Source organism: Pseudomonas brassicacearum subsp. brassicacearum, assembly GCF_008801605.1.
Taxonomy (GTDB): domain Bacteria; phylum Pseudomonadota; class Gammaproteobacteria; order Pseudomonadales; family Pseudomonadaceae; genus Aquipseudomonas; species Aquipseudomonas brassicacearum.
The window spans coordinates 1-23,113 of record NZ_VZPJ01000002.1; the positions used below are offsets into that span (position 1 = coordinate 1).

The window sequence follows — 23,113 nt, forward strand, 5'->3', positions numbered from 1 at the left end:
AAGTTTCCTTTGCAACTTCAACCACTTGCGCTTCCGATCTCTCGTTAGCGGGAGGCGAATTCTACAGCGTTACTCGCTGCTGTCAACACCTCTTTTTCACCGCTTTCGACCGAGAAGATCGAACCGCTGATAGAGCCAAACAACACCGCTCTATCTGCTCCTTCCGGGCTTCGATGAACTGAAGCCCAGCACCTTCGAAACCTACTTAACTCATTGAATCTCAAGGAGTTTTCCGTTTCGACTGCGCCGGAAGTGGGGCGAATTATAGACTTCCAGAATCTGCCGTCAACCCTTAATTTCGCTTTTCTATCAATAAGTTGCGCAACACGGGCAAACCCGCTGCTTTTGTCCTTAAGAACCTCCCTCTATATAGAAGAGAAGACTCAAAGAACCCCCGCCTCTCTGAACGCCGTCACCGCTGCTTGGTCCAGCCCCAACACTCGCTGCAGGACCTCCAGCGTATGCTCCCCTAATAAAGGGGGCGCATTGCGATATTCCACCGGCGTCTCGGAGAGTCGAATCGGACTCGCCACCTGAGGCACGCTACCAGCCAGTACGTGAGGCAATTCCATCGCCAATCCACGTGCCTGCACCTGAGGATCGGCAAACACCTGGGCAAGATCGTTGATTGGCCCACACGGCACACCCGCCTGCTCCAACTGAACCACCCACTCGGCTGTAGTCTTGAACACCGTCGCCTGACGAATCAACGGAATCAACACCGCCCGATTTGCCACCCGCAGCTTGTTTGTGGCAAAACGCGGGTCATCAGCCCACTGCGGTTGACCGGCAACCTCAGCGAATTTTCGGAACTGGCCGTCGTTACCCACCGTAAGGATGAAATCGCCATCGGCCGTAGGAAAATCCTGATAAGGCACGATGTTCGGATGTGCATTGCCCAGCCGTTTCGGCGCGTTGCCCGTGGTCAGGTAGTTCATCGCCTGATTGGCCAGGCAAGCCACTTGAACATCCAGCAAGGCCATATCGATGTGCTGCCCGCCGCCGGCATGATCACGATGCGCCAGCGCCGCCAAAATAGCAGCAGTCGAATACAGCCCCGTGAGGATATCCGTCAGCGCGACCCCCACCTTCACCGGCCCCGCACCCTCATCGCCCTCAGGGCGACCGGTCAGGCTCATCAAGCCCCCCAGCCCCTGAATCATGAAGTCATACCCGGCACGCTTGGCATAAGGGCCGGTCTGGCCAAACCCAGTGATTGAGCAGTAGATCAATTGCGGATTGATCGCCTTTAGCGACTCATAGTCCAGACCATAAGCCGCCAGCCCGCCAACCTTGAAGTTTTCGATCAGGATGTCGGACTTGGCCGCCAGCTCTCGCACCAGCCGCTGCCCCTCCGGACGCGTGAAATCGATGGTCACCGACTGCTTGTTGCGATTGGCCGACAGATAATAAGCAGCCTCGGTCGTGTTCTCGCCTCGGGCATCCTTCAGGAAAGGCGGCCCCCAGGCGCGGGTGTCGTCACCATTGCCGGGACGCTCGACCTTGATGACATCAGCCCCCAGGTCCGCCAGGATCTGTCCGGCCCACGGCCCGGCCAGGACCCTCGATAAATCCAATACCCGCAGATGCGAAAGCGCGCCCATGGACGTTCCCCTATTAATAGAACGCCTGGATACCGGTTTGCGCACGCCCCAGGATCAGCGCATGAACATCGTGGGTGCCTTCGTAGGTGTTTACGACTTCCAGGTTCACGAGATGACGAGCGACGCCAAACTCATCGGAAATACCGTTGCCACCCAGCATGTCCCTCGCCATGCGAGCGATATCCAGGGATTTGCCGCAGGAGTTGCGCTTCATGATCGAGGTGATCTCGACCGCCGCCGTGCCCTCATCTTTCATACGTCCAAGACGTAGGCATCCCTGCAGGGCCAGCGTGATTTCGGTCTGCATGTCGGCCAGCTTCTTCTGAATCAACTGATTGGCAGCCAGCGGACGCCCAAACTGTTGGCGGTCCAGCGTGTACTGGCGAGCGGTATGCCAGCAGAACTCAGCGGCCCCCAAGGCGCCCCAGGAGATGCCGTAGCGCGCCGAGTTCAGGCAAGTAAAAGGGCCCTTCAGGCCACGGACATCCGGGAAGATGTTCTCTTCTGGAACGAATACGTTGTCCATCACGATTTCGCCAGTGATCGAGGCGCGCAACCCGACCTTGCCGTGAATGGCCGGCGCACTCAGGCCCTTCCAGCCCTTCTCGAGCACGAAGCCGCGGATATCGCCGGCGTCGTCCTTACCCCAGACGACAAAGACGTCGGCGATCGGACTGTTGGTGATCCACATTTTGCTACCCGTCAGGCTGTAGCCGCCCTCCACTTTGCGCGCCCGGGTAATCATCGCGCCCGGGTCGGAACCATGGTTCGGCTCGGTCAGCCCAAAGCAACCGATCCATTCACCAGACGCCAGCTTCGGCAGATACTTCTGTTTTTGCGCCTCGGTACCGAATTCATTGATCGGCACCATGACCAGCGAGGACTGCACGCTCATCATCGAGCGATAACCGGAATCGACGCGCTCGACTTCACGAGCGATCAGGCCATAGCTGACGTAGTTCAGCCCACTGCCACCGTACTGCTCAGGAATGGTTGCCCCCAGCAGGCCGATCTCACCCATCTCGCGGAAAATCGCCGGGTCGGTCTTCTCATGACGAAACGCTTCCAGCACCCGCGGCGCGAGCTTCTGCTGGGCGAACTGCTCAGCAGTGTCGCGGATCATGCGTTCTTCTTCGGTGAGCTGCTGATCCAGCAACAATGGATCGATCCAGTTGAAGCTCGCTTTACCGGCCATGAAAGAGTCCTCGCCAATTAAATGAAAATCGTGGATTGATCCTAGGCGCGCTTTCCTACAAGGGCAAACGAGGATTGCGCACTATCTTGTGCTAATTTCTCACTCCGTAAACGCCATAAACCCCGTTTATGTCGATATTGAGTGAGGCTTGCGTACATGCGCCGTAAAATCCCCAGCACCACCGCCCTGATCAGTTTCGAGGCTGCCGCACGTCATGAGAGCTTCACCAAGGCTGCGCACGAGCTTTCTCTTACGCAGGGCGCGATCTGCCGACAAATCGCCAGCCTGGAAGACTTCCTCAGCGTGGAGCTTTTCCGACGCTCGCGTCGAGGCGTCAAACTGACCGAAGCCGGCCTTTCCTACAGCCGTCGAGTCGCCACCCAACTGGACGCCGTCGAGCGCGACGCTCTTTCAGTGATGGGACACACCGGTGCGAACGTGATCGAACTGGCCGTGGTTCCAACCTTCGGTACTCAATGGCTGCTACCACGCCTCAAGGATTTCCAGCAGCAGCATCCGGAAGTCACCGTCAACCTGACCAACCGCACAAGGCCCTTTCTCTTTGCGGACACAGAGTTTGACGCCGCCATCTATTTTGGTGATGCGGACTGGTCCGGTACCGAATCCCACAAACTGATGGGCGAAAATCCGATGCCGGTATGCAGCCCTACCTTACTGGGAGATCGGACGAGCCTGACACCAGAGGCCATCGCCGAATTGCCCTTGCTCCAACAGACCACTCGCCCGTATGCATGGCGCCAGTGGTTCAATGCCCAGAACCTGAACATTGCACGAGACCTGACAGGCCCGCGTTATGAACTATTCTCCATGCTTGCCCAAGCGGCCATGCACGACATGGGCATTGCGCTGATTCCACCCTTCTTGATCCAGCGCGAGCTGGCAGAGAAACGACTGGTCGTGGCCAACCGTAGCGCGCTATCGAGCATCAAGGCCTACTACCTGATGATTCCAGAGCGAAAGGTCGAATCCGCCTCTCTTCGAGCTTTTCGCGATTGGCTCGTGAAGCAGGCCACTAGCTATCTCCTTGATTAAAAAGAAAAAGCCTAAGACTTACTTAGGTAGTCAACTAACAAAGGTCGCTACAGATATAAGTTTATGTCGCATTCAGTCAATCTGTTATGAAGCCCGTGCAGTAGTCTCCAAAGCGTTTAAATACATGGCTTTGAGCCATATTGTGCAGCGCATCAGGGCCTATTCACCTGGCCGATGGGAAAAGTTGTCAATTTGAACCTGAATCCTTGGAAAGCACGGCCTACAAGGGATGCCGATCGATAATTGCGACATTCGGTCACAGGGTGACTTGTAGTTAATTTTCCGTCACCCGTCATAATCCCTTGAAGGGCTGAATTTTCGCCTGCAAAATGCCGCGCCCCGCCTGGTTTGGCGGGATCGTGCTGATCGGCCGCCCCAGCCGCACCATCCGAAGTGCCTGGGTTTACTCAATAAGATCACGCAGGAGATTTGACGTGCACATTGGTGTTCCCCTCGAAACCCAAACGGGTGAAACACGGGTTGCTGCTACCCCGGAAACCATCAAGAAGCTGATTGGCCAAGGCCATAAAGTCACTGTTCAAAGCGGCGCCGGCATCAAGGCCAGCGTTATCGACAGTGCCTATGAGGCGGCGGGCGCAACCATTGGCAGTGCCAGTGATGCATTCGGGGCCGAGCTGATTCTCAAGGTGGTTGCCCCCAGCGACAGCGAACTGACGCTGATCAAGAGCGGCACCGTTCTGGTGGGCATGCTCAATCCGTTCAACAACGAAACCATCGCCAAGCTGGCCGAATGCGGCATCACCGCTTTCGCCCTTGAGGCCGCGCCACGTACCTCCCGCGCCCAAAGCCTGGATGTGCTGTCGTCTCAAGCGAACATTGCCGGCTATAAAGCCGTACTGTTGGCCGCCCACCACTACCCGCGCTTCATGCCGATGCTGATGACCGCCGCAGGCACCGTGAAAGCGGCGCGCGTGCTGATTCTCGGCGCGGGCGTGGCCGGGTTGCAGGCGATTGCCACGGCCAAGCGTCTGGGCGCGGTGATCGAAGCCTCGGATGTGCGTCCGGCGGTCAAGGAACAAATCGAATCCCTCGGCGCCAAGTTCGTCGACGTGCCTTACGAAACCGACGAAGAACGTGAATGCGCCGTCGGCGTCGGTGGTTACGCCCGGCCGATGCCGGCCAGCTGGATGCAGCGCCAGGCCCAAGCGGTGCACGAGCGCGCCAAGCAGGCGGACATCGTCATCACCACCGCATTGATTCCGGGCCGCAAGGCACCGACGCTGCTGAGCGCCGAAACCGTCGCGCAGATGAAACCCGGCTCGGTGGTCATCGATCTCGCGGCAGCCCAGGGCGGTAACTGCCCGCTGACCGTGGCCGATCAGGTGGTTGTCGAGAATGGCGTGACCATTTGCGGTCCGACCAACCTGGCCGGTGAAGTCGCGGCTGACGCTTCGGCGCTGTACGCCCGCAACCTGCTGGACTTCCTGAAGCTGGTCTTCACCAAGGAAGGTCAGTTCGACGTGAACCTGGAAGACGACATCGTTGCCGCGTGCCTGATGTGCCGCGACGGCCAAGTCATCCGCAAAAACGCCTAAGCAGGGATTCAGACAATGGAAGAGCTTATCTCCCCCGGTATCTACAACCTGATCATCTTCGTGCTGGCGATTTATGTCGGTTATCACGTGGTCTGGAACGTAACACCCGCGCTGCACACGCCGTTGATGGCGGTAACCAACGCCATTTCGGCGATCGTGATCGTCGGCGCCATGCTCGCTGCCGCGCTGACCGTAACGCCTCTGGGCAAGACCATGGGCACCCTCGCCGTGGCCCTGGCCGCGGTCAACGTATTCGGTGGCTTCCTGGTGACGCGCCGCATGCTTGAGATGTTCAAGAAAAAAGCCCCGAAAGCCGCAAAAGAAGAGGCGCCCAAGTAATGAGCATGAACCTGGTAACGACGCTCTACCTGATCGCGTCGATCTGCTTCATCCAGGCCCTCAAAGGCCTGTCGCACCCCACCACGTCACGCCGAGGCAACCTGTTCGGCATGCTCGGCATGGCGCTGGCGGTGCTTACCACTGTGGGCCTCATCTATAAGCTGGGCGCTGAGCTAGCGACAGCCGGCATCGGCTACGTCATCGTCGGCCTGCTGATCGGCGGCACCGCTGGCTCGATCATGGCCAAGCGCGTCGAGATGACCAAGATGCCGGAGCTGGTGGCGTTCATGCACAGCATGATCGGCCTGGCGGCGGTGTTCATTGCTGTCGCAGCGGTCGTCGAGCCGCAATCCCTGGGCATCGTCAAGCAACTGGGTGATTCGATTCCGGCGGGTAACCGCCTGGAGCTGTTCCTCGGCGCAGCCATTGGTGCAATTACCTTCTCCGGTTCGGTGATCGCGTTCGGCAAGCTCTCGGGCAAGTACAAGTTCCGTCTGTTCCAGGGCGCACCGGTACAGTTTGGTGGTCAGCACAAGCTCAACCTGATCCTGGGCCTGGCAACGCTGGGCCTGGGCCTGACCTTTATGTTCACCGGTAACCTCGGCGCGTTCGCCTTGATGCTGGCCCTGGCGTTTGTCCTGGGCGTGCTGATCATCATCCCGATCGGCGGCGCGGACATGCCGGTGGTGGTCTCGATGCTCAACAGTTATTCCGGTTGGGCCGCAGCAGGTATCGGTTTCTCGCTGAATAACTCGATGCTGATCATTGCCGGTTCGTTGGTGGGTTCGAGCGGTGCGATCCTCTCGTACATCATGTGCAAGGCGATGAACCGTTCGTTCTTCAACGTGTTGCTCGGCGGTTTCGGCAACACAGCAGATGCTGCTGGCCCGGCCGGTTCGAAAGAAGCCCGCCCGGTGAAATCCGGTTCGGCTGACGACGCGACCTTCCTGCTGACCAACGCCGACACGGTGATCATCGTGCCGGGCTATGGCTTGGCGGTGGCACGAGCGCAGCACGCGCTGAAAGAGCTGACCGAGAAGCTGACCCACCACGGCGTGACCGTCAAATACGCGATCCACCCGGTGGCCGGTCGCATGCCCGGGCACATGAACGTCCTGCTGGCCGAGGCCGAAGTGCCTTACGACCAGGTGTTCGAGATGGAAGACATCAACTCCGAGTTCGGCCAGGCCGACGTGGTGCTGGTACTGGGCGCCAACGACGTGGTCAACCCGGCGGCGAAGAACGATCCGAAGTCGCCGATTGCCGGCATGCCGATCCTCGAGGCCTTCAAGGCCAAGACCATCATCGTCAACAAGCGCTCGATGGCCAGCGGCTATGCCGGCCTGGACAACGAGCTGTTCTATCTCGACAAGACCATGATGGTGTTCGGTGACGCCAAGAAGGTCATTGAAGACATGGTCAAAGCAGTGGAATAACACTCACGGCTTCGCCATCAACGCCCCGACTCGTCGGGGCGTTTTGATTTGTATCAAGGCCGAACGTTACCGATCCGGTAATAATGTTTTGCCTGAAACACCCGTAATAGAGGCCTTAAATGCGACCTTTGTAGCGGGTCGGGCACCGCGCGAATTCACTAGACTGCGCATCTTGCTTTCCAGCCCGAGATAACAACCTATGTACCGTGATCGCATCCGCTTGCCTTCGTTATTGAATAAAGTGATGAGCGCTGCCGAAGCAGCCTTGTTGATTCAGGACGGCATGACCGTCGGCATGAGCGGCTTTACCCGCGCCGGAGAAGCGAAAGCAGTGCCCCACGCCCTGGCTGAGCGCGCCAAGGTCACTCCGCTGAAAATCAGCCTGATGACGGGTGCGAGCCTGGGTAACGATCTCGACAAGGAACTCACCGAGGCCGGCGTGCTGGCGCGGCGTATGCCATTCCAGGTCGACAGCACGTTGCGCAAGGCGATCAACGCAGGCGAGGTGATGTTCATCGACCAGCATCTCTCGGAAACCGTTGAACAACTGCGCAACGGCCAGCTCAAGCTGCCCGACATTGCCGTGATCGAAGCGGTGGCCATCACCGAGCAAGGGCATATCGTACCGACCACATCGGTAGGTAACTCGGCCAGTTTCGCCATCTTCGCCCGGCAAGTGATCATCGAGATCAACATGGCCCACAACCCGAACCTGGAAGGGCTGCACGACATCTATATCCCGACTTATCGCCCGACCCGCACCCCAATCCCCCTGGTGAAAGTCGACGACCGTATTGGCAGCCCCGCTATCCCGATCCCGCCGGAAAAAATTGCCGCCATTGTCATCACCAACCAAGGGGACTCGCCTTCGACCGTCGCGTCACCGGACAGCGACACCCAGGCCATCGCCGATCATCTGATCGACTTCTTCAAGCAGGAAGTTGCGGCTGGGCGCATGACCAACAAGCTCGGGCCGTTGCAGGCCGGGATTGGCAACATCGCCAACGCCGTGATGTGCGGGCTGATCGATTCCCCCTTCGAAGACCTGACCATGTATTCCGAGGTCCTGCAGGACTCGACATTTGACTTGATCGACGCTGGCAAGCTGAGCTTCGCCTCCGGCAGCTCTATCACCCTGTCGAGCCGACGCAACGCCGATGTATTCGGAAATCTGGAAAGGTATAAGGACAAACTGGTCCTGCGCCCACAGGAGATCTCCAATCATCCCGAGGTCGTCCGCCGCCTGGGCATCATCGGTATCAATACCGCGCTGGAGTTCGACCTGTACGGCAACGTCAACTCCACCCATATCTGCGGCACTCGGATGATGAATGGCATTGGCGGTTCGGGGGATTTCGCCCGCAACGCCCACTTGGCGATTTTCGTTACCAAGTCGATTGCCAAGGGCGGTGCCATTTCCAGTGTCGTGCCGATGGTCAGCCATGTGGACCATACCGAGCACGATGTCGACATCCTGGTGACCGAGATCGGCCTGGCCGACCTGCGCGGCCTGGCGCCAAGGGAGCGGGCACGAGTGGTCATCGACAACTGCGTGCACCCGTCCTACCGCCAAGCTCTGAATGATTATTTCGAAGCAGCCTGCGCCCTGGGTGGACATACCCCGCACATCCTGCGCGATGCACTGAGTTGGCACGTCAACCTCGAAGAGACCGGGCGCATGTTGGCCGTCTGATACAGCTGGATCACCGCTATCGCAAATACAGTTTTGATTGAAGGCCGTCACCCGAGCCTGAATCGACAAAAACTGTACTGCTGTACCGGTGTTTTCTTACAGTCTTTTCCCACAAAACTTCTGTCAACCACCTAAATTGCACCATTACTGTGCAGATAGGTACAGTTGCCTCAATATTGACCAGTACACCGCTCTTTAACAGTTAACTGGTCTCTCACAATACAGGTGAACTGTATCTAGAGAGACTGGCCAAACGAGAGGATCATGGGCACCAGTTAAACCACTACCTAATCCCGCCACAAGCGGAAGGATGTCAACCATGGAACGTACACTCAGTTCCGAGCTGTTTTTCGAAGACAAAGCTGAAAAAAACCAGGCTTCCCTGCCTCTTCGCGTTATCGCTAACCTGATGTTGTGGCAGCGCCGCATCGCCAGCCGCCACCAACTGGCTCGTCTGGATTCGCGCCTGCTGGCTGACGCCGGTATCAGCGAAGCACAACGTTACGAAGAGCTGAGCAAGCCGTTCTGGCGCTAACTCAGCGTCGCTGGCCCTGACCCACCGGGTCCACCGCCAGCACCGAATTGAACAAACAAGACCCGTCGCGGGAAACCGCGACGGGTCTTGTCGTTTCCGGCCCTGTTTTTTGGAAGACCGGAGAGATATAACAGTTTCCAAGATCTTAACAACATACCAGTACAGTTCATCTTGAGCCGTAGCACCCAATGCGGGCATCATGCTGCCGATGACCGTCGCAAAGGCTGTCACCCAACGCGTTCTGTCCTAATATCGATGCGAACGTGGCGAAGCGAGTCGAGCATGCGTCTCCTCTTCCAGCTACACGCACCGGTATCCTCATCCTTCAAGGAGTTTTCTCATGATCCGTCTCCGCCTGCTCAGCGCAGTTGCCCTGCTGGCCGTAGCCGCCCACTCCAACGCCAGCAGCTTTATCGTCACCACTGACTCCATTGTCGGCGCACTCAAGGCCACGTCCGACGTGACCTCCGATGCAACCTCATCACTGCGGGACAACAAGATCGTTCAGGCCGCCCGTGATGATGCCGCCAGCTTCGTGGCCAGCGAAGGCGCCATCCGTGGTGTGAAACTGGAAAGTGCCCTGGATTACATCCGCCAGCAGGCACCGCAGCTCAACGCCACCGATGCGCAGCTTGCCCAGGCCATCCTGGTAATCTGATGCAACATGAAACATCGGGCACCCAATGGTGTTCCGATGTTTCAGCGCTGGCTCTGGCCCGCAGGTTTGCGCTAGCCTTCAGGCTCGCCATCAACCGTCGAGTCCCATGCGCTTTTACTCAGATCTGTTCATCGCGTCTTTCTTCGTAGTTTTTTGCTGGTCTGTTCCGGCCCATGCCTTCGATGTGTCCACCCAGCAAGTGGTGGTCAGCGTCTATGCCACGAGCATGGTGACCTCCGCGCCCTTCGACCATAAACTGATCGTCGCCGCTCACGATGACGCCGCGGCCTTCATTGCCAGCGACGGGCAGTTGCGAGGTGCACAGCTGGAATCGGCCTTGGATTACCTGCGCCGGACCCAGCCAAAACTTCACGTCAGCGACCTTGAACTGGCACAGGCAATTCTCGTCCAATAGTTATCCTTATTTCTCCGGAGTCGTTCCATGCGTAGCCCGCTGATTGCTGCCGCCCTAGGCCTGCTGGTGTTGGCCGATGTGGCCCAGGCACATACCCTGGTAGCCACCAGTAACATCATCGTTCGCGCTTCCCAGCGCACGATTGATTTCACTTCCGACACCACCACCTCCATCCGTGATTCGAAAATCGTCCGCGAAGCCCACGACGATGCAGCCAGTTTTGTCGCCAGCAATGGTGAAATTCGTGGCGCTCATCTCGAGGCCGCCTTCGACACCTTGCGCACCCGCGTGCCGGAAGCCCGCGACGCCAGTGACCAGGTTCTCGCCGAAGCCATCCTCGCATTGTGAGGCGGTTCGCCGCCTGGCTGGCGGCCGGGGTCTTGCTGCTCACGGGCAGCATGGCCCAGGCCGGCCTGCGACTGCACCTCAACGTCGAAGGACTGAGCCCGGCGCAACAGCAGGCCAGCCAGGCGCTGCTCGATGAAGCCATGCAGGCGCTGCCGCCGCGCTTCATCGAGCGGCTGGACCGACGCATCGATGTCGGCTGGACCGACCAGATGCCGGCCAACGCCTACGGCCAGGCCTCGCTGGTGTCGCAACTGGACCTCAATAGCAACCTGCTCGACAGCCTTGTCGACGGCAGTGCCGCGACGCAAAAGACCCATCGCCCCCATGGCACCGTGCGACGGGAAATGCTCGCCACCGTTTTGCACGAACTGACCCACATTTATGACCGCTCGCGTCTCTGGCCAGATCCCGAGCGGGCGCTGATCCAGCGTTGCACTCGACGCAACAGCAGCGCCGGGTTGATCGGTCTTCCCGATGAATGCCGGGGCCAGAACGACCGCCGCTTCACCCTCAGCGATGATCCGCGCTTGCTGGACCTCGCCGGCTGGCCGCAATACGTCGGCCGTCGCGGAGAGCGGGAACAGCACAACCGCCAGGTCGCCCGCAGCCCGGACCTCTATGAAACGAGCAGCCCCAAGGAGTTCGTCGCGGTCAATATGGAGTACTTTCTCCTCGACCCGAGCTACGCCTGCCGACGTCCCGCCCTGTATCGCTATTACCAGGAACACTTCGGCTGGGCACCCGCCGCCAAGGACACCTGCGCCAAATCGTTCGCGTTCCTCAATGCCGGCAACGACTTCGCCAAGACACCGCTGGGCAAGGTCGATCCAGAACGGGTCTATGCCATTGATTACCTGCTGGCCGAAGCCAACCAGAACTGGGTGAGCCGCTGGGGCCACAGCATGCTCCGGCTGGTGATCTGCGCACCAGGTCGCCCACGTGGCCCGGACTGCCGACTGGATCTGGACCAACACCTGGTGCTGTCGTACCGCGCCTTCGTCGGCGATGTGCAGCTATCGAGTTGGGACGGGCTGGTCGGCAAATACCCGTCGCGCCTGTTCGTATTGCCGTTGGCCCAGGTGATCGATGAATACACCAAGACCGAACTGCGCAGCCTGGCGTCGGTGCCGCTGAACCTGTCGCGCACCGAGATCGAGGAGACGGTCGAGCACGCCGCCGAAATGCATTGGAGCTACGACGGCAACTATTACTTCCTGTCCAACAACTGCGCCGTGGAAAGCTTGAAGCTGTTGCGCAGCGGCAGCAATAACGAGCAGCTCAAGGGCCTGGACAGCATCATGCCCAACGGCTTGCTGGAAGTCCTCAAGGGCCGGGGCCTGGCGGATACCAGCGTGCTGGATGATCCCAAGGAAGCCCTGCGCCTGGGCTACCGCTTCGACTCATTCCGCGAGCGATACCAGGCGATGTTCGATGTGCTGAAGAAGTATCTGCCGATCAAGCAACAAACGGTGGAGGACTGGCTGGCCCTGGACGCCGCCGAACGCCGCGTCTGGTTCGAACAGGCCGACCTGCGCACCAGCGCGGCGCTGTTGCTGTTGGAACAGGCCAGTTATCGTCGGCAACTGTTGTTGGCCCAGGATGAAGTCAAACAGCGTTATCTCGGAGCCCGTGAATTGCAGAATGGCGGCATGGAAAGGGCTAATGCAACGCTGCAGCAGATCCTCGCCAACAGCGGCTTCCTGAGCCGTCCGGCCGAACTGCTGGGCAGCAGCGGCTATGGCTTGCCGCAACCCAGCGAGTGGCAACGCTTGGAGTCGGAAAGCAGCTTGCGCCAGAAACAGCTTCAAACGCTGACAGGTGACCTGGACAAGGAAGTCCGGGCATTGCTTGAGCCGAGTCGCGCCGCTGAAATTGCTGCCAGCGAGGCCAATGTGAAAGCGATCGGCGAGCATTTGCGCAGACTGCACAAGGCCGGGGGCGGGTTGGAATTGCCCTGACGTGCACTGCTTGAAGCGATAACAAAAAGGGGTTCAGAACCAAGTTCTGAACCCCTTTTTTCATGCTGCAGGACGATCAACAATCAGCTGACACGCGCCTTGCGCACACCATCGGCCAGGGCGGCACACAAGCTCAACACGCCATCGATTGCCTGTTCCGACGTATCGGCATTGGCGATATGGTCGATCAGCGCCGAGCCAACCACCACACCATCAGCCAATCGTGCGATGGCCGCAGCCTGCTCCGGCGTACGGATACCGAAACCAATGCTGATCGGCAAATCGGTGTGGCGACGCAAGCGCGCCACGGCTTCTTCCACATGCTCCAGCGTCGCGGCACCGGCACCGGTCACACCCGCCACCGATACGTAATATACAAAGCCGGAACTACCATTGAGCACCGTTGGCAAACGCACGTCGTCGGTGGTTGGCGTGGTCAGGCGGATGAAGTCCAGGCCTGCTGCCTGGGCCGGTTCGCACAGTTCGCTGTTGTGCTCGGGCGGCATGTCCACAACGATCAGGCCATCCACACCAGATTCCAGCGCCTCGCCAATGAAACGCTGCACGCCATAACGGTGGATCGGGTTGAAGTAGCCCATCAGCACCAACGGCGTCTCGCTGTTGTCTTTGCGGAACTCACGAACCATCTGCAGGGTTTTCGCCAGGTTCTGCTGGGCGCCCAAGGCACGAATGTTCGCCAACTGGATCGCCGGACCGTCGGCCATCGGGTCGGTGAACGGCATGCCCAGCTCGATGACATCGGCACCGGCCGCTGGCAGGCCCTTGAGGATTGCCAGCGAGGTGTCGTAGTCCGGGTCGCCAGCCGTGACGAAAGTCACCAGGGCGGCGCGGTTCTGTTCCTTGAGTTCGGCAAAACGGGTTTGCAGGCGGCTCATCAGTGTTTCTCCTGCTGGGACTGTTCCATGTGGTGCATCACGGTTTGCATGTCTTTGTCGCCACGGCCGGACAGGTTGACCACCATCAGGTGATCCTTCGGCAGGTTCGGTGCGCGTTTGAACACTTCCGCCAGGGCATGGGCGCTTTCCAATGCAGGAATGATCCCTTCCAGTCGGCAGCATTTGTGAAAGGCTTCCAGAGCTTCGGCGTCGGTCACCGAGGTGTACTGGACGCGACCAATGTCGTGCAACCAGGCGTGTTCCGGACCGATGCCGGGGTAGTCGAGACCGGCGGAAATCGAATGGGCGTCGATGATCTGACCATCGTCGTCCTGCAACAGGAAGGTGCGGTTGCCGTGCAGTACACCGGGGACGCCGCCGTTCAGGCTCGCCGCATGCTTACCGGTCTCGATGCCATAACCGGCGGCTTCGACGCCGATGATCTCGACGCTCTTGTCGTCCAGGAACGGGTGGAACAGGCCCATGGCGTTGGAGCCACCGCCGATGCACGCCACCAGGCTGTCCGGCAGGCGACCTTCCTGGGCTTGCAACTGCTCGCGGGTTTCCTTGCCGATCACAGCCTGGAAGTCACGCACCATCGCCGGATACGGATGCGGGCCAGCCACGGTACCGATCAGGTAGAACGTGCTGTCGACGTTGGTGACCCAGTCGCGCAGGGCCTCGTTCATTGCATCTTTCAGGGTACCGGTGCCAGCGACCACTGGGATCACTTCAGCGCCCAGCAGCTTCATGCGAAACACGTTGGCCTGCTGGCGCTCGATGTCGGTGGTGCCCATGTAGATCACGCAATCGAGGCCAAAACGCGCGGCCACCGTGGCGGTGGCCACACCGTGCATGCCGGCGCCGGTCTCGGCGATGATGCGTTTCTTGCCCATGCGCCGCGCCAGCAGGATCTGGCCGATGCAGTTGTTGATCTTGTGCGCGCCGGTGTGGTTCAGCTCCTCACGCTTGAGATAGATCTTGGCACCGCCGCAGTATTCGGTCAGGCGCTCGGCGAAGTAGAGCGGGCTCGGACGTCCGACGTAGTCGCGCTGGAAGTAGGCCAATTCTTCGAGGAACGCCGGATCTTCCTTCGCCACTTCGTATTCGCGGGCCAGATCAAGGATCAGCGGCATCAGGGTTTCGGCCACATAGCGGCCACCGAACGCACCGAACAGGCCGTTGGCATCGGGACCGCTGCGCAGGTTGAAAGGGGTCGTAGGCTGGGTCATCGGGCGCTCCAAGCAAATGCGTTGAAAGACAATGAGGCTCACTCTACCCCTGACATCCGCCACTGAAAACCGATAAGATCGCCACAACCTGTCAGAAAAACTCACAGATAACATGAGCCACGACCTTCCCCCCCTCAACGCCTTGCGCGCCTTCGAGGCCACCGCCCGCTTGAACAGCGTAAGCCAGGCGGCCGAACAACTGCACGTCACCCATGGCGCTGTAAGTCGACAGCTGAAGGTGCTGGAAGAGCATTTAGGTGTCAGCCTGTTCATCAAGGATGGACGCGGCTTGAAACTCACAGATGCCGGCATGCGTCTGCGCGATGCCAGCACTGACGCGTTCGAGCGGTTACGCAGCGTGTGCGCGGAACTGACGCAAAGCACGGCCGATGCCCCGTTTGTCCTGGGCTGCTCGGGAAGCTTGCTGGCACGCTGGTTTATTCCCCGCCTGGGCAGGCTCAATGCCGACCTGCCTGACTTGCGCCTGCACCTGTCCGCCGGCGAGGGCGACCTGGACCCCCGGCGACCGGGACTGGACGCCTTGCTGGTATTCGCCGAACCACCCTGGCCGGCCGACATGCAGGTGTATGAACTGGTGAGCGAGCGGATCGGCCCCGTGATGAGCCCGCACTACGTCGGATTCGCCCGCTTGCAGGCCGCACCGACCAGCGCATTGCTGGACGAATCGTTGCTGCACACCACCTCCCGCCCACAGGCCTGGCCGACCTGGGCACAGCAAAACGACCTTGATCCCCGGGCATTGAAATTCGGGCAAGGATTCGAGCATCTGTATTATTTGCTGGAGGCCGCCGTAGCGGGGCTTGGCGTGGCGATCGCGCCCGAGCCGCTGGTGGCCGAGGACGTGCGTGCCGGTCGCCTGGTCGCGCCGTGGGGTTTCGATGAAACGGCGGCGCGACTGGCGTTGTGGCTACCCAAGCGAGCCGCAGATGGACGCGCTCGGCAATTGGCCCAGTGGCTCAGGCATGAGCTGAGCCAACCGACTCAGTCTCCGCGTTTGCACAGCAAGTAAGCAGCCAGCAAACCAAGCGCACCGACCGCGACGCCGGCCGTGGTCCATGGATGTTCCTGCGCGTAGTCGCGTGTGGCGATCCCGGTTTCACGGGTTTTCACCTTGACCTCTTCATACGCGTCGCTGAGCAGATGGCGAGAATGTTTCAGGGCGTTCTCAGCATTGGCCTTGAGCGACTTGAGGGTCTTACGCGACTCGTCCGAAGCGTCGTCCTTCAGGCTTTCCAACGACTTGAGCAGACTCTCGATCTCCGCTTCCATGCTTTGCAACGAGGCTTTGCGTAACGAATTGCTGGCCATGGTGGCTCTCTCCTGCAGTGGTTGAGTGGCGTGTGTGAATTGGGACTGCGGCCGTTTCTGAAAGTGCAGTAAATCTGAACTTCAGCGCGTAAACGGCGACACACGTATGACGAAAAATCGCTGCTAGGCTGTTAAAAACAACCAAGGAGAACCTCATGAGTGATCATCACACTTACAAAAAAGTCGAGCTGGTCGGTTCGTCTCCCACCAGCATTGAAGACGCCATCAATAATGCCCTGGCCGAGGCCAGCAAAAGCCTCAAGCACTTGGAGTGGTTCGAAGTCACGGAAACCCGCGGACACATTGAAAACGGCCGGGCCGCGCACTTTCAGGTCACCCTCAAAGTCGGGTTCCGGATTGTGAATAGCTGAGGAGCGATGAACTTGCACGCTGGCGGAGTGCCATAGGGAATGGCGATGCGCTATGGTATGCGCATTCTGTTTTGCCAATACCTGCCCTATTTGATCCGACCATGGAGTGCGAGCGATGAAAAAGTTGATGGTAGCCCTGGGTTTGCTGAGCCTTGCCGGTGGCGCGTTTGCGGCCGGCAAGCCCTGCGAAGAGCTGAAAAGCGAAATCGCAGCGAAGCTGGATGGCAAGGGCGTGTCAGGTTATTCGCTGGAAATCGTCGATAAGGGCGCAGCGGCTGACGGACAAAAAGTCGTCGGCACCTGTGAGGGCGGCACGAAAGAAATCGTCTATAAAAAATGATTCTTTTCGAACGTCAAAGCCGACGCAGTGCGTCGGCTTTTTTATGCGCGTCATTCAGCCTTTCATGACCTGCGCCAGCAACTCGTATGAGTGCAAACGATCGGCATGCTCATACAGGTCACTGGTGAAAATCAGCTCATCGGCCTGGGTTTGCTCAATCAGCACCTCGAGCTTGGCGCGAATCTTCTGCGGACCGCCGACCATGGCCAGCCCCAAGAAATCGCCAACCGCTTCTTTCTCATGGGGCAACCAGAGGCCGTTCATGGTTTCGACCGGCGGACGCTGCACCAGGCTCTGGCCGCGCATCAGCGCCAGGATCCGCTGGTATACCGACGTCGCCAGGTAATCGGCCCGTTCATCCGTATCCGCCGCTACCAGCGGCACGCCGAGCATCACATAAGGCTTGTCGAGCACCGCCGACGGCTTGAAGTGGTTGCGGTAGATGCGAATTGCCTCGTGCATGTAACGCGGTGCGAAATGGGAGGCGAATGCGTAGGGCAAACCGCGTTCACCGGCCAATTGCGCACTGAACAGGCTCGACCCCAGCAACCATACCGGCACATTGGTCCCGGTGCCGGGCATGGCGATGATGCGTTGGTCCGGGGTGCGCGGGCCGAGGTAGCGCATCAGCTCGGCCACGTCTTCAGGGAAATCGTCCGCGCTGCCGGAGCGCTCGCGACGCAGCGCCCGGGCAGTCATCTGGTCGGAACCGGGCGCACGCCCCAACCCCAGGTCGATTCGACCCGGGTAGAGGCTTTCCAGCGTGCCGAACTGTTCGGCGATGATCAACGGCGCGTGATTGGGCAACATGACGCCGCCGGAGCCGACACGAATGGTCGAAGTCCCCCCCGCCAGATACCCCAGCAGCACCGCAGTCGCGGAGCTGGCGATACCATCCATGTTGTGGTGTTCGGCTACCCAGAAACGGGTATAACCGTATTTTTCCACGTGCTGTGCCAGGTCCAGCGAGTTGCGCAAGGACTGGGCGGCATTGCCATCGGCGCGGACAGGCACCAGATCGAGGGTTGAGAATTTCACTTCGGACAGCTGTTTCATGGGCCGGGATCTCCAACGGCGTTCCGGGCTTTTCCCGAGGGCAAAAGCCTGCCGTTTCTAAAGGTGTGTTCCATGCAATGTGGGCATATACCCGAGTTTCAATCCCTGCGAAGAATTTTCCTACTAAATTCGTCGGCTAATCGACAAGGTGAACTTTTCCGGGCGGTCTATCCTCACAACCCAGACAGTTAAAAAAATACCCAGGCGCGTCTCTCGCGCCGGATCTTCAGGAGGCAGACATGGCTATCATCAAGAAAGCATCGGCTCATTGGGAAGGTGACCTGAAAACCGGTATCGGCTCCATTTCCACGGAAACCGGTGTGCTGCGCGAAGCGCCCTATGGCTTCAAGGCGCGCTTTGAAGGCGGCAAGGGCACCAACCCAGAGGAATTGATCGGCGCAGCCCATGCCGGCTGCTTTTCCATGGCCTTTTCGATGATCCTCGGCGATGCCGGGCTCAAGGCCGACAGCATCGACACCAACGCTGAAGTGACCCTGGACCAGGTCGATGGCGGTTTCGCGATCACGGCAGTCAAGCTGGTACTCAAGGCGAAAATCCCCGGTGCCAGCCAGGCGCAATTCGACGAACTGAGCAAGAAGGCCAAGGAAGGGTGCCCGGTTTCCAAGGTACTGAACGCCCAGATCACCCTGGATGCGACGCTGGTGAACTGACGCATGAAAGGGTCGCAGCCTTCGCAGGCGCTGCCGAAGGCTGCGATTTCTTGAATACGGTCGAGCTGTTTACCCTGGCGCAATTATGATCGAATGAAGCCTGCAGTTTCAGCGCACAGGCAGTGCGCGCTGCCATGAGGAATTCGAACATGAAACGATCAGCCCTGGTGGTCATCGGTTGCGCATTCGCTGCCTCAGCCCTTGCAGCCCCCAAATCCTGCGAAGAGCTGAAAGCGGAAATCGAAGCGAAGATCCAGGCCAATAACGTGTCGTCCTACACGTTGGAAATCGTCACCAACGACGAAGTCCACGACCAGAACATGGTGGTGGGCACTTGCGAAAACGGCACGAAGAAAATCATCTACCAGAAGAACGACCGCTAGGACGCCCTACGGAACGCAATTGACTTGTCGCTCTTCGGCCACGATTTGACGCTTGGCATCATAGAGCCGAGCGCTGGGCGTGAACGCCAGGTTGCGAGCTTCCAATCGATAGCGCTGGCCGGCCTCGAAATGGTCATAACGCACGAGCATGTAGCACAGCCGCTCCTGCGGTTCGGCTTGCATACCCAGCCCACCGCCGCTAAACACCTCGAAGTCGAAGCGCACTTTCAGTTCGTGGCTGCCCGGCGAAACCTGAAAGAACCGTCCGTCTCGCAGTCGCTGGCCATCCAGGCCCTCAGCCATCAGCATTTTGCCGCCCGGCATGGGGGTAGCGAAATCGATCCACGCCATGTTCGAATCGACCTGGGGCAGCGGGCTCGTTGCACAACCGCTCATGGAGACCAGGGCCAGTAACAGCAGACGTAAGCGCATGGTGAGTTTCCTGACAATCAGGCATTGAGCATAGCGCCAATCAAGTTTGTTGGCAGCCCGCCGGTGTACCTTGCCCCACCACCTTGCGTTGCCGATCGTAAAGCTTGGCCCATGGCCGGAAACCGATGCTGCCGGCTTGCAACTGGTAACGTTGGCCCGCGTTGAAGTCCTTGAATTTCACGTTCAACCGGCAATCACGCCACAGCGGCTCGGCATCCGGGCCGATGTTGCCGGGCTCGACGGCAAATTGATAACGCACCGTCAGTTCATGGCTGCCGGGTTGCACTTCGAAATAGCGCCGGTCAATGGACGTCTTGTCATCGACCTTTAGCGCTTGCAGCGCGGTGTCCTGCTGGTTTCCCAGGTCGATCCACGCTTGGGATGGATCAGGATCAGGCAAACCGGCACAACCGGTCAGCAGCAACAGGCCGCTCGTCAGCATCAACACGCGCATAGCGAAGCTCCAGGCAAGCGAGATAGTCTTGTGGGCAGACTTCCCAGGGTGATTCCAATTGATCAGGCCGCATTCAAGCCATCGGTTACTCGACCGTGTTTTCCGGATTTTGTTTCCAGGCCTCCTGCTTTTGTTACTGAACGGTTGCACAAGCGCCGGTTATTACAGCCAGCTCGTCGGTGGGCAACTGCGGTTGTTGCAGGCCCGGGAGCCTATCGACCAGGTCATTGCCGACCCTGCTCGCGATGCCCAACTGAAGGCGCACCTGGCCCAGGCGCGTGAGGCACGGACGTTCGCCAGTGATCATCTGCATTTGCCGAACAATAAAAGCTATCGCCTGTATGCAGACATTGGCCGACCGTTCGTAGTCTGGAATGTCTTCACCACGCCAGAGTTTTCCCTGGCGCCGCAAAATCATTGTTTCCCCATTGCCGGTTGCGTGGCTTATCGCGGTTACTACAGCCAGGGAGCCGCCCGTGGCGAGGCCGCATTGCAGCGCTTGCAGGGCATGGACGTGTCGATCGGTGGTGTAGAGGCCTACTCGACGCTGGGCTGGTTCAACGATCCGATCCTGAGTTCGATGATGCATTGGGGCGACGAACGCCTGGCGACGCTGATCTTCCATGAACTGGCGCACCAGCGCTTTTATGTAAAGGACGACACCGAATTCAATGAGTCCTTCGCCACCTTCGTCGAGCAGGAAGGCAGCCGGCAATGGCGAGCCAGTCGAGGGCTGGCGCCGGATAACGGCAAACAGGTGCGCCAGCGCGACCAATTCATCCAATTGATCCTCGACACCCGCCAGCGCCTGGAAAAGCTCTACACCCAACCCCTGCCAACCGAACAGATGCGCCAACGCAAGGCACAGGCATTCGAACGCCTGCGCACCGACTATGAGCAGTTGCGCGACACTCAATGGAGCGGCGACAAACGCTACGATGCCTGGGTCTATGCCCCACTGAACAATGCGCGGTTGCTGCCGTTCGGGCTGTATGACCAGTGGGTGCCGGCGTTTGCGGCGCTGTTCAGACGGGAGGGCGGGGACTGGGTCGGGTTTTATGCGGCGGTGGAAAAGCTCGGCAAATTGCCGATCAATGAGCGCAAGGCGGCCTTGAAAGCGTTGGCAGCGCCGAAGACTTCCGCGGATTAGGCGGACATCATCGCGAGCAGGCTCGTTCCCACATTGGATGCCTCGCCATGGCCAGCCCAGCACAAAAAAGGGCATACCGATTCATCGGTATGCCCTTTTGATTGCCGCTTTCTTCCCCCTGGCTGAGGTACTTGCAGCAATTACGGGTTGACGCTGTCTTTCAGGAACTTGCCTGGTTTGAAGGCAACGGTGTTGCTGGCCTTGATCTTCACCGGCTCACCGGTCTGTGGGTTCTTGCCAGTGCGGGCGCCGCGGTGGCGTTGCAGGAAAGTGCCGAAGCCCACCAGGGTGACGCTGTCCTTGCGGTGCAGGGCGCCGGTGATTTCTTCGAGGACGGCGTTGAGGACGCGGTTGGCTTGTTCTTTGGTGAGGTCTGCTTTTTCCGCGATGGCGGCGGCGAGTTCTGGTTTACGCATGAATGAAGCCCCTTTGACGGTTTTTTTGTTGTTATGTCCGTGCCGTTCTCTTTGGAACGGCCCCTAAGGCGCCGCAGGCTCTACTCTGCGGCAGACGGGAGTGAGGATGGCACGCTGCCGAAAACGGCGCCAGTGGCCGGGCGACCTTTGTGGGACCAAAAGTAGGGTTTTTGCGACAGAACGACCAGTATTTACGCCAGCAGGGGTGGAAGTTCCTTGTTCAGAGCCAGTTTCTCCATCACCGCCGTGCCTGTCAGGGCGTAGCCCAGCAGGTTGCCTTGCGCGTCGCGGCACAGCGCCTTGATATCCGCGCCCTGCCCTTCGACGCTCCACACGCCCTCGCTGCCTCGCGGTGGTGGCGATACCACCAGTGGGCACACCGGGGTTTTTACCGTAATCGGCATGGCGCCGTAGCTGACGGCCGTCGGGTTGCCGGCCAGGGTCTGCGCCAGGGCCCGGGCGCAGCTCATCAGCGGCATGACATACAGCAGATTCAAGCCATCGACCTCGGCGCAGTCGCCCAGGGCGTAGATGTTGGCGTGTGAGGTTTTCAGGTGACGGTCGACCACGATGCCGCGGTTGATCACCAGGCCCGCCGCGGCTGCCAGATCGATGCGTGGGCGCAGGCCGATGGCCGAGACCACCAGGTCACAGGCAATCACCTGGCCGTCGGACAGGTGCGCCTCCAGCCCGTCGGCGACCTTCTGCAAGCGGTTGAGCACCGGGCCCAGGTGGAAACGCGCGCCAAGGCTTTCCAACCCGGCCTGGACCGCTGCGGCAGCGGCCGGGTGCAACAGCGTCGGCATCACTTGCTCGCACGGCGCCACCAGTTGCACTTCGTAGCCGCCCAGGCTCAAGTCATTGGCAAACTCGCAACCAATCAGGCCGGCGCCAAGCAACAACACCCGACGCTTGCCAGCGGCCGCGGCCCTGAAGCGTGCGTAGTCTTCCAGGTCGTTGATCGGAAAAATCAGCTCCGCCGCATCGCCCTGCACCGGCACGCGCACGGTTTCGGCGCCCCAGGCCAGGATCAGGTCACGGTAGCTCACCGCCTCTTCGCCGATCCACAGCCGCTTGTGGCCCGGATCGATGCCGCTGATACGGGTGTGGGTGCGAACTTCGGCCTTGAGTTGCTCGGCCATGGCCCCCGGTTCGGCCATGCTCAGGCCGTCGGCATCCTTGTTTTTACCAAAGCCTGTGGAGAGCATAGGTTTGGAGTACGAGCGACCGTCATCCGCGGTGATCAGCAGCAGCGGGGTTTCGCTATCGAGCTTGCGAAACTCCCGGGCCAGGTTGTAACCGGCCAGCCCAGTACCGACGATAACGACAGGTGCACTCATGTTGCTCTCCATTTGATGAAACGATCAGTTGATTTCGATCATTTCGAAATCCATTTTGCCGACGCCGCAGTCCGGGCACAGCCAGTCTGCCGGTACGTCCTCCCAGCGAGTGCCGGGCGCGATGCCATCGTCAGGCCAGCCGTCAGCTTCGTTGTAGATCAGGCCGCAGACGATACATTGCCACTTCTTCATTCCAGTACTTCCTCAAGATGTCAGGCCTTGGCCGGTATTTTCCGGCTCAGGGCGTTTTGTA

At 59.5% G+C, this 23,113-nt stretch carries 27 protein-coding genes; 16 read left to right on the top strand and 11 right to left on the bottom strand.

Annotated elements, in window-relative coordinates; genetic code table 11:
* Nucleotides 1–383: 383 nt before the first annotated feature.
* Complete coding sequence (locus tag F7R20_RS05730; protein ID WP_003196454.1) at nucleotides 384–1,604, bottom strand: CaiB/BaiF CoA transferase family protein; 1,221 nt, start codon at nucleotides 1,602–1,604, stop codon at nucleotides 384–386.
* 13 nt (nucleotides 1,605–1,617) lie between these two features.
* Entirely contained in the window at nucleotides 1,618–2,799 is a 1,182-nt protein-coding gene (locus F7R20_RS05735; RefSeq protein WP_003196452.1) for an acyl-CoA dehydrogenase, read from the bottom strand.
* Nucleotides 2,800–2,955: 156 nt separating this feature from the next.
* On the opposite strand from F7R20_RS05735, the gene F7R20_RS05740 reads away from it, so the two are divergent.
* From F7R20_RS05740 to F7R20_RS05790, 10 genes are all read left to right on the top strand, one after another.
* Nucleotides 2,956–3,852: a LysR family transcriptional regulator gene (locus F7R20_RS05740; RefSeq protein ID WP_003196450.1), complete on the top strand. Its 897-nt coding sequence runs from the start codon at nucleotides 2,956–2,958 to the stop codon at nucleotides 3,850–3,852.
* A gap of 434 nt (nucleotides 3,853–4,286) precedes the next feature.
* Entirely contained in the window at nucleotides 4,287–5,408 is a 1,122-nt protein-coding gene (locus F7R20_RS05745) for a Re/Si-specific NAD(P)(+) transhydrogenase subunit alpha (RefSeq protein WP_003196448.1), read from the top strand.
* Between the two features lie 15 nt (nucleotides 5,409–5,423).
* Nucleotides 5,424–5,747 carry an NAD(P) transhydrogenase subunit alpha gene (locus tag F7R20_RS05750; protein WP_003196446.1) on the top strand — a complete coding sequence of 108 codons (324 nt, stop codon included), beginning with the start codon at nucleotides 5,424–5,426 and terminating at the stop codon, nucleotides 5,745–5,747.
* Nucleotides 5,747–7,183: an NAD(P)(+) transhydrogenase (Re/Si-specific) subunit beta gene (locus tag F7R20_RS05755; RefSeq protein ID WP_003196445.1), complete on the top strand. Its 1,437-nt coding sequence runs from the start codon at nucleotides 5,747–5,749 to the stop codon at nucleotides 7,181–7,183. Before F7R20_RS05750 ends, F7R20_RS05755 begins: the two co-directional genes overlap by 1 nt.
* Nucleotides 7,184–7,382: 199 nt before the next feature.
* Complete coding sequence (locus F7R20_RS05765) at nucleotides 7,383–8,876, top strand: acetyl-CoA hydrolase/transferase family protein (protein WP_003196443.1); 1,494 nt, start codon at nucleotides 7,383–7,385, stop codon at nucleotides 8,874–8,876.
* A 319-nt stretch (nucleotides 8,877–9,195) separates the two neighbouring features.
* On the top strand, nucleotides 9,196–9,411 hold the full coding sequence (locus tag F7R20_RS05770; RefSeq protein WP_003187014.1) for a DUF1127 domain-containing protein: 216 nt from the start codon (nucleotides 9,196–9,198) through the stop codon (nucleotides 9,409–9,411).
* 340 nt (nucleotides 9,412–9,751) lie between these two features.
* Nucleotides 9,752–10,069 (top strand): DUF2388 domain-containing protein, encoded by a 318-nt coding sequence (locus F7R20_RS05775; RefSeq protein WP_003196441.1) that lies wholly within the window; start codon nucleotides 9,752–9,754, stop codon nucleotides 10,067–10,069.
* Nucleotides 10,070–10,175: 106 nt separating this feature from the next.
* Nucleotides 10,176–10,484: a DUF2388 domain-containing protein gene (locus tag F7R20_RS05780; RefSeq protein ID WP_003196438.1), complete on the top strand. Its 309-nt coding sequence runs from the start codon at nucleotides 10,176–10,178 to the stop codon at nucleotides 10,482–10,484.
* 27 nt (nucleotides 10,485–10,511) lie between these two features.
* Nucleotides 10,512–10,832 (top strand): DUF2388 domain-containing protein, encoded by a 321-nt coding sequence (locus tag F7R20_RS05785; RefSeq protein WP_003187020.1) that lies wholly within the window; start codon nucleotides 10,512–10,514, stop codon nucleotides 10,830–10,832.
* Entirely contained in the window at nucleotides 10,829–12,790 is a 1,962-nt protein-coding gene (locus tag F7R20_RS05790) for a DUF7844 domain-containing protein (protein WP_003196436.1), read from the top strand. Before F7R20_RS05785 ends, F7R20_RS05790 begins: the two co-directional genes overlap by 4 nt.
* Before the next feature lie 83 nt (nucleotides 12,791–12,873).
* Here the strand turns inward: F7R20_RS05790 and trpA are convergent, their stop codons facing one another.
* Together trpA and trpB are read right to left on the bottom strand one after the other, a co-directional pair.
* Nucleotides 12,874–13,686 (bottom strand): tryptophan synthase subunit alpha, encoded by an 813-nt coding sequence (gene trpA, locus F7R20_RS05795; RefSeq protein ID WP_003196433.1) that lies wholly within the window; start codon nucleotides 13,684–13,686, stop codon nucleotides 12,874–12,876.
* The gene (gene trpB / locus F7R20_RS05800) at nucleotides 13,686–14,918 is read right to left on the bottom strand and encodes a tryptophan synthase subunit beta (protein ID WP_003196431.1); all 1,233 of its coding nucleotides are present in this window, start codon (nucleotides 14,916–14,918) and stop codon (nucleotides 13,686–13,688) included. The genes trpA and trpB overlap by 1 nt, the downstream gene beginning before the upstream one ends.
* 112 nt (nucleotides 14,919–15,030) lie before the next feature.
* On the opposite strand from trpB, the gene F7R20_RS05805 reads away from it, so the two are divergent.
* Nucleotides 15,031–15,948, top strand: a complete 918-nt coding sequence (locus tag F7R20_RS05805; protein ID WP_003196429.1) for a LysR family transcriptional regulator — start codon at nucleotides 15,031–15,033, stop codon at nucleotides 15,946–15,948.
* Here the strand turns inward: F7R20_RS05805 and F7R20_RS05810 are convergent.
* Nucleotides 15,921–16,247 (bottom strand): DUF883 family protein, encoded by a 327-nt coding sequence (locus tag F7R20_RS05810; RefSeq protein ID WP_003196426.1) that lies wholly within the window; start codon nucleotides 16,245–16,247, stop codon nucleotides 15,921–15,923. The genes F7R20_RS05805 and F7R20_RS05810 overlap by 28 nt on opposite strands.
* A gap of 155 nt (nucleotides 16,248–16,402) precedes the next feature.
* Here F7R20_RS05810 and F7R20_RS05815 point away from each other — a divergent pair, with 155 nt between their 5' ends.
* Nucleotides 16,403–16,618 carry a dodecin gene (locus F7R20_RS05815; RefSeq protein WP_003196424.1) on the top strand — a complete coding sequence of 72 codons (216 nt, stop codon included), beginning with the start codon at nucleotides 16,403–16,405 and terminating at the stop codon, nucleotides 16,616–16,618.
* A gap of 115 nt (nucleotides 16,619–16,733) precedes the next feature.
* Nucleotides 16,734–16,958 (top strand): DUF1161 domain-containing protein, encoded by a 225-nt coding sequence (locus F7R20_RS05820; RefSeq protein ID WP_003196422.1) that lies wholly within the window; start codon nucleotides 16,734–16,736, stop codon nucleotides 16,956–16,958.
* Nucleotides 16,959–17,012: 54 nt separating this feature from the next.
* On the opposite strand, the gene F7R20_RS05825 is transcribed toward F7R20_RS05820, so the two are convergent.
* A complete protein-coding gene (locus F7R20_RS05825; RefSeq protein WP_003196421.1) occupies nucleotides 17,013–18,014 on the bottom strand; it encodes an LLM class flavin-dependent oxidoreductase in 1,002 nt (333 codons plus the stop codon).
* Nucleotides 18,015–18,253: 239 nt separating this feature from the next.
* Between F7R20_RS05825 and F7R20_RS05830 the strand changes: the two genes are divergently transcribed.
* Entirely contained in the window at nucleotides 18,254–18,685 is a 432-nt protein-coding gene (locus F7R20_RS05830; RefSeq protein ID WP_003196419.1) for an OsmC family protein, read from the top strand.
* Nucleotides 18,686–18,834: 149 nt separating this feature from the next.
* Nucleotides 18,835–19,068 carry a DUF1161 domain-containing protein gene (locus F7R20_RS05835; RefSeq protein WP_003196417.1) on the top strand — a complete coding sequence of 78 codons (234 nt, stop codon included), beginning with the start codon at nucleotides 18,835–18,837 and terminating at the stop codon, nucleotides 19,066–19,068.
* Nucleotides 19,069–19,074: 6 nt separating this feature from the next.
* Here F7R20_RS05835 and F7R20_RS05840 read toward each other — a convergent pair whose 3' ends face one another.
* Together F7R20_RS05840 and F7R20_RS05845 are read right to left on the bottom strand one after the other, a co-directional pair.
* Nucleotides 19,075–19,500: a PA0061/PA0062 family lipoprotein gene (locus F7R20_RS05840; protein ID WP_003196415.1), complete on the bottom strand. Its 426-nt coding sequence runs from the start codon at nucleotides 19,498–19,500 to the stop codon at nucleotides 19,075–19,077.
* A gap of 40 nt (nucleotides 19,501–19,540) precedes the next feature.
* Nucleotides 19,541–19,954: a PA0061/PA0062 family lipoprotein gene (locus F7R20_RS05845; protein ID WP_003196412.1), complete on the bottom strand. Its 414-nt coding sequence runs from the start codon at nucleotides 19,952–19,954 to the stop codon at nucleotides 19,541–19,543.
* A 58-nt stretch (nucleotides 19,955–20,012) separates the two neighbouring features.
* Between F7R20_RS05845 and F7R20_RS05850 the strand changes: the two genes are divergently transcribed.
* Complete coding sequence (locus F7R20_RS05850; protein WP_003196410.1) at nucleotides 20,013–21,104, top strand: aminopeptidase; 1,092 nt, start codon at nucleotides 20,013–20,015, stop codon at nucleotides 21,102–21,104.
* A gap of 140 nt (nucleotides 21,105–21,244) precedes the next feature.
* On the opposite strand, the gene F7R20_RS05855 is transcribed toward F7R20_RS05850, so the two are convergent.
* The 3 genes from F7R20_RS05855 to F7R20_RS05865 all read right to left on the bottom strand — a co-directional run bounded on the left by F7R20_RS05855 (nucleotide 21,245) and on the right by F7R20_RS05865 (nucleotide 23,052).
* Entirely contained in the window at nucleotides 21,245–21,520 is a 276-nt protein-coding gene (locus F7R20_RS05855) for an HU family DNA-binding protein (RefSeq protein ID WP_003177201.1), read from the bottom strand.
* A 191-nt stretch (nucleotides 21,521–21,711) separates the two neighbouring features.
* A complete protein-coding gene (locus F7R20_RS05860; protein WP_003196408.1) occupies nucleotides 21,712–22,860 on the bottom strand; it encodes an NAD(P)/FAD-dependent oxidoreductase in 1,149 nt (382 codons plus the stop codon).
* Between the two features lie 24 nt (nucleotides 22,861–22,884).
* Nucleotides 22,885–23,052 carry a rubredoxin gene (locus F7R20_RS05865; protein ID WP_003177199.1) on the bottom strand — a complete coding sequence of 56 codons (168 nt, stop codon included), beginning with the start codon at nucleotides 23,050–23,052 and terminating at the stop codon, nucleotides 22,885–22,887.
* Nucleotides 23,053–23,113: the final 61 nt, after the last annotated feature.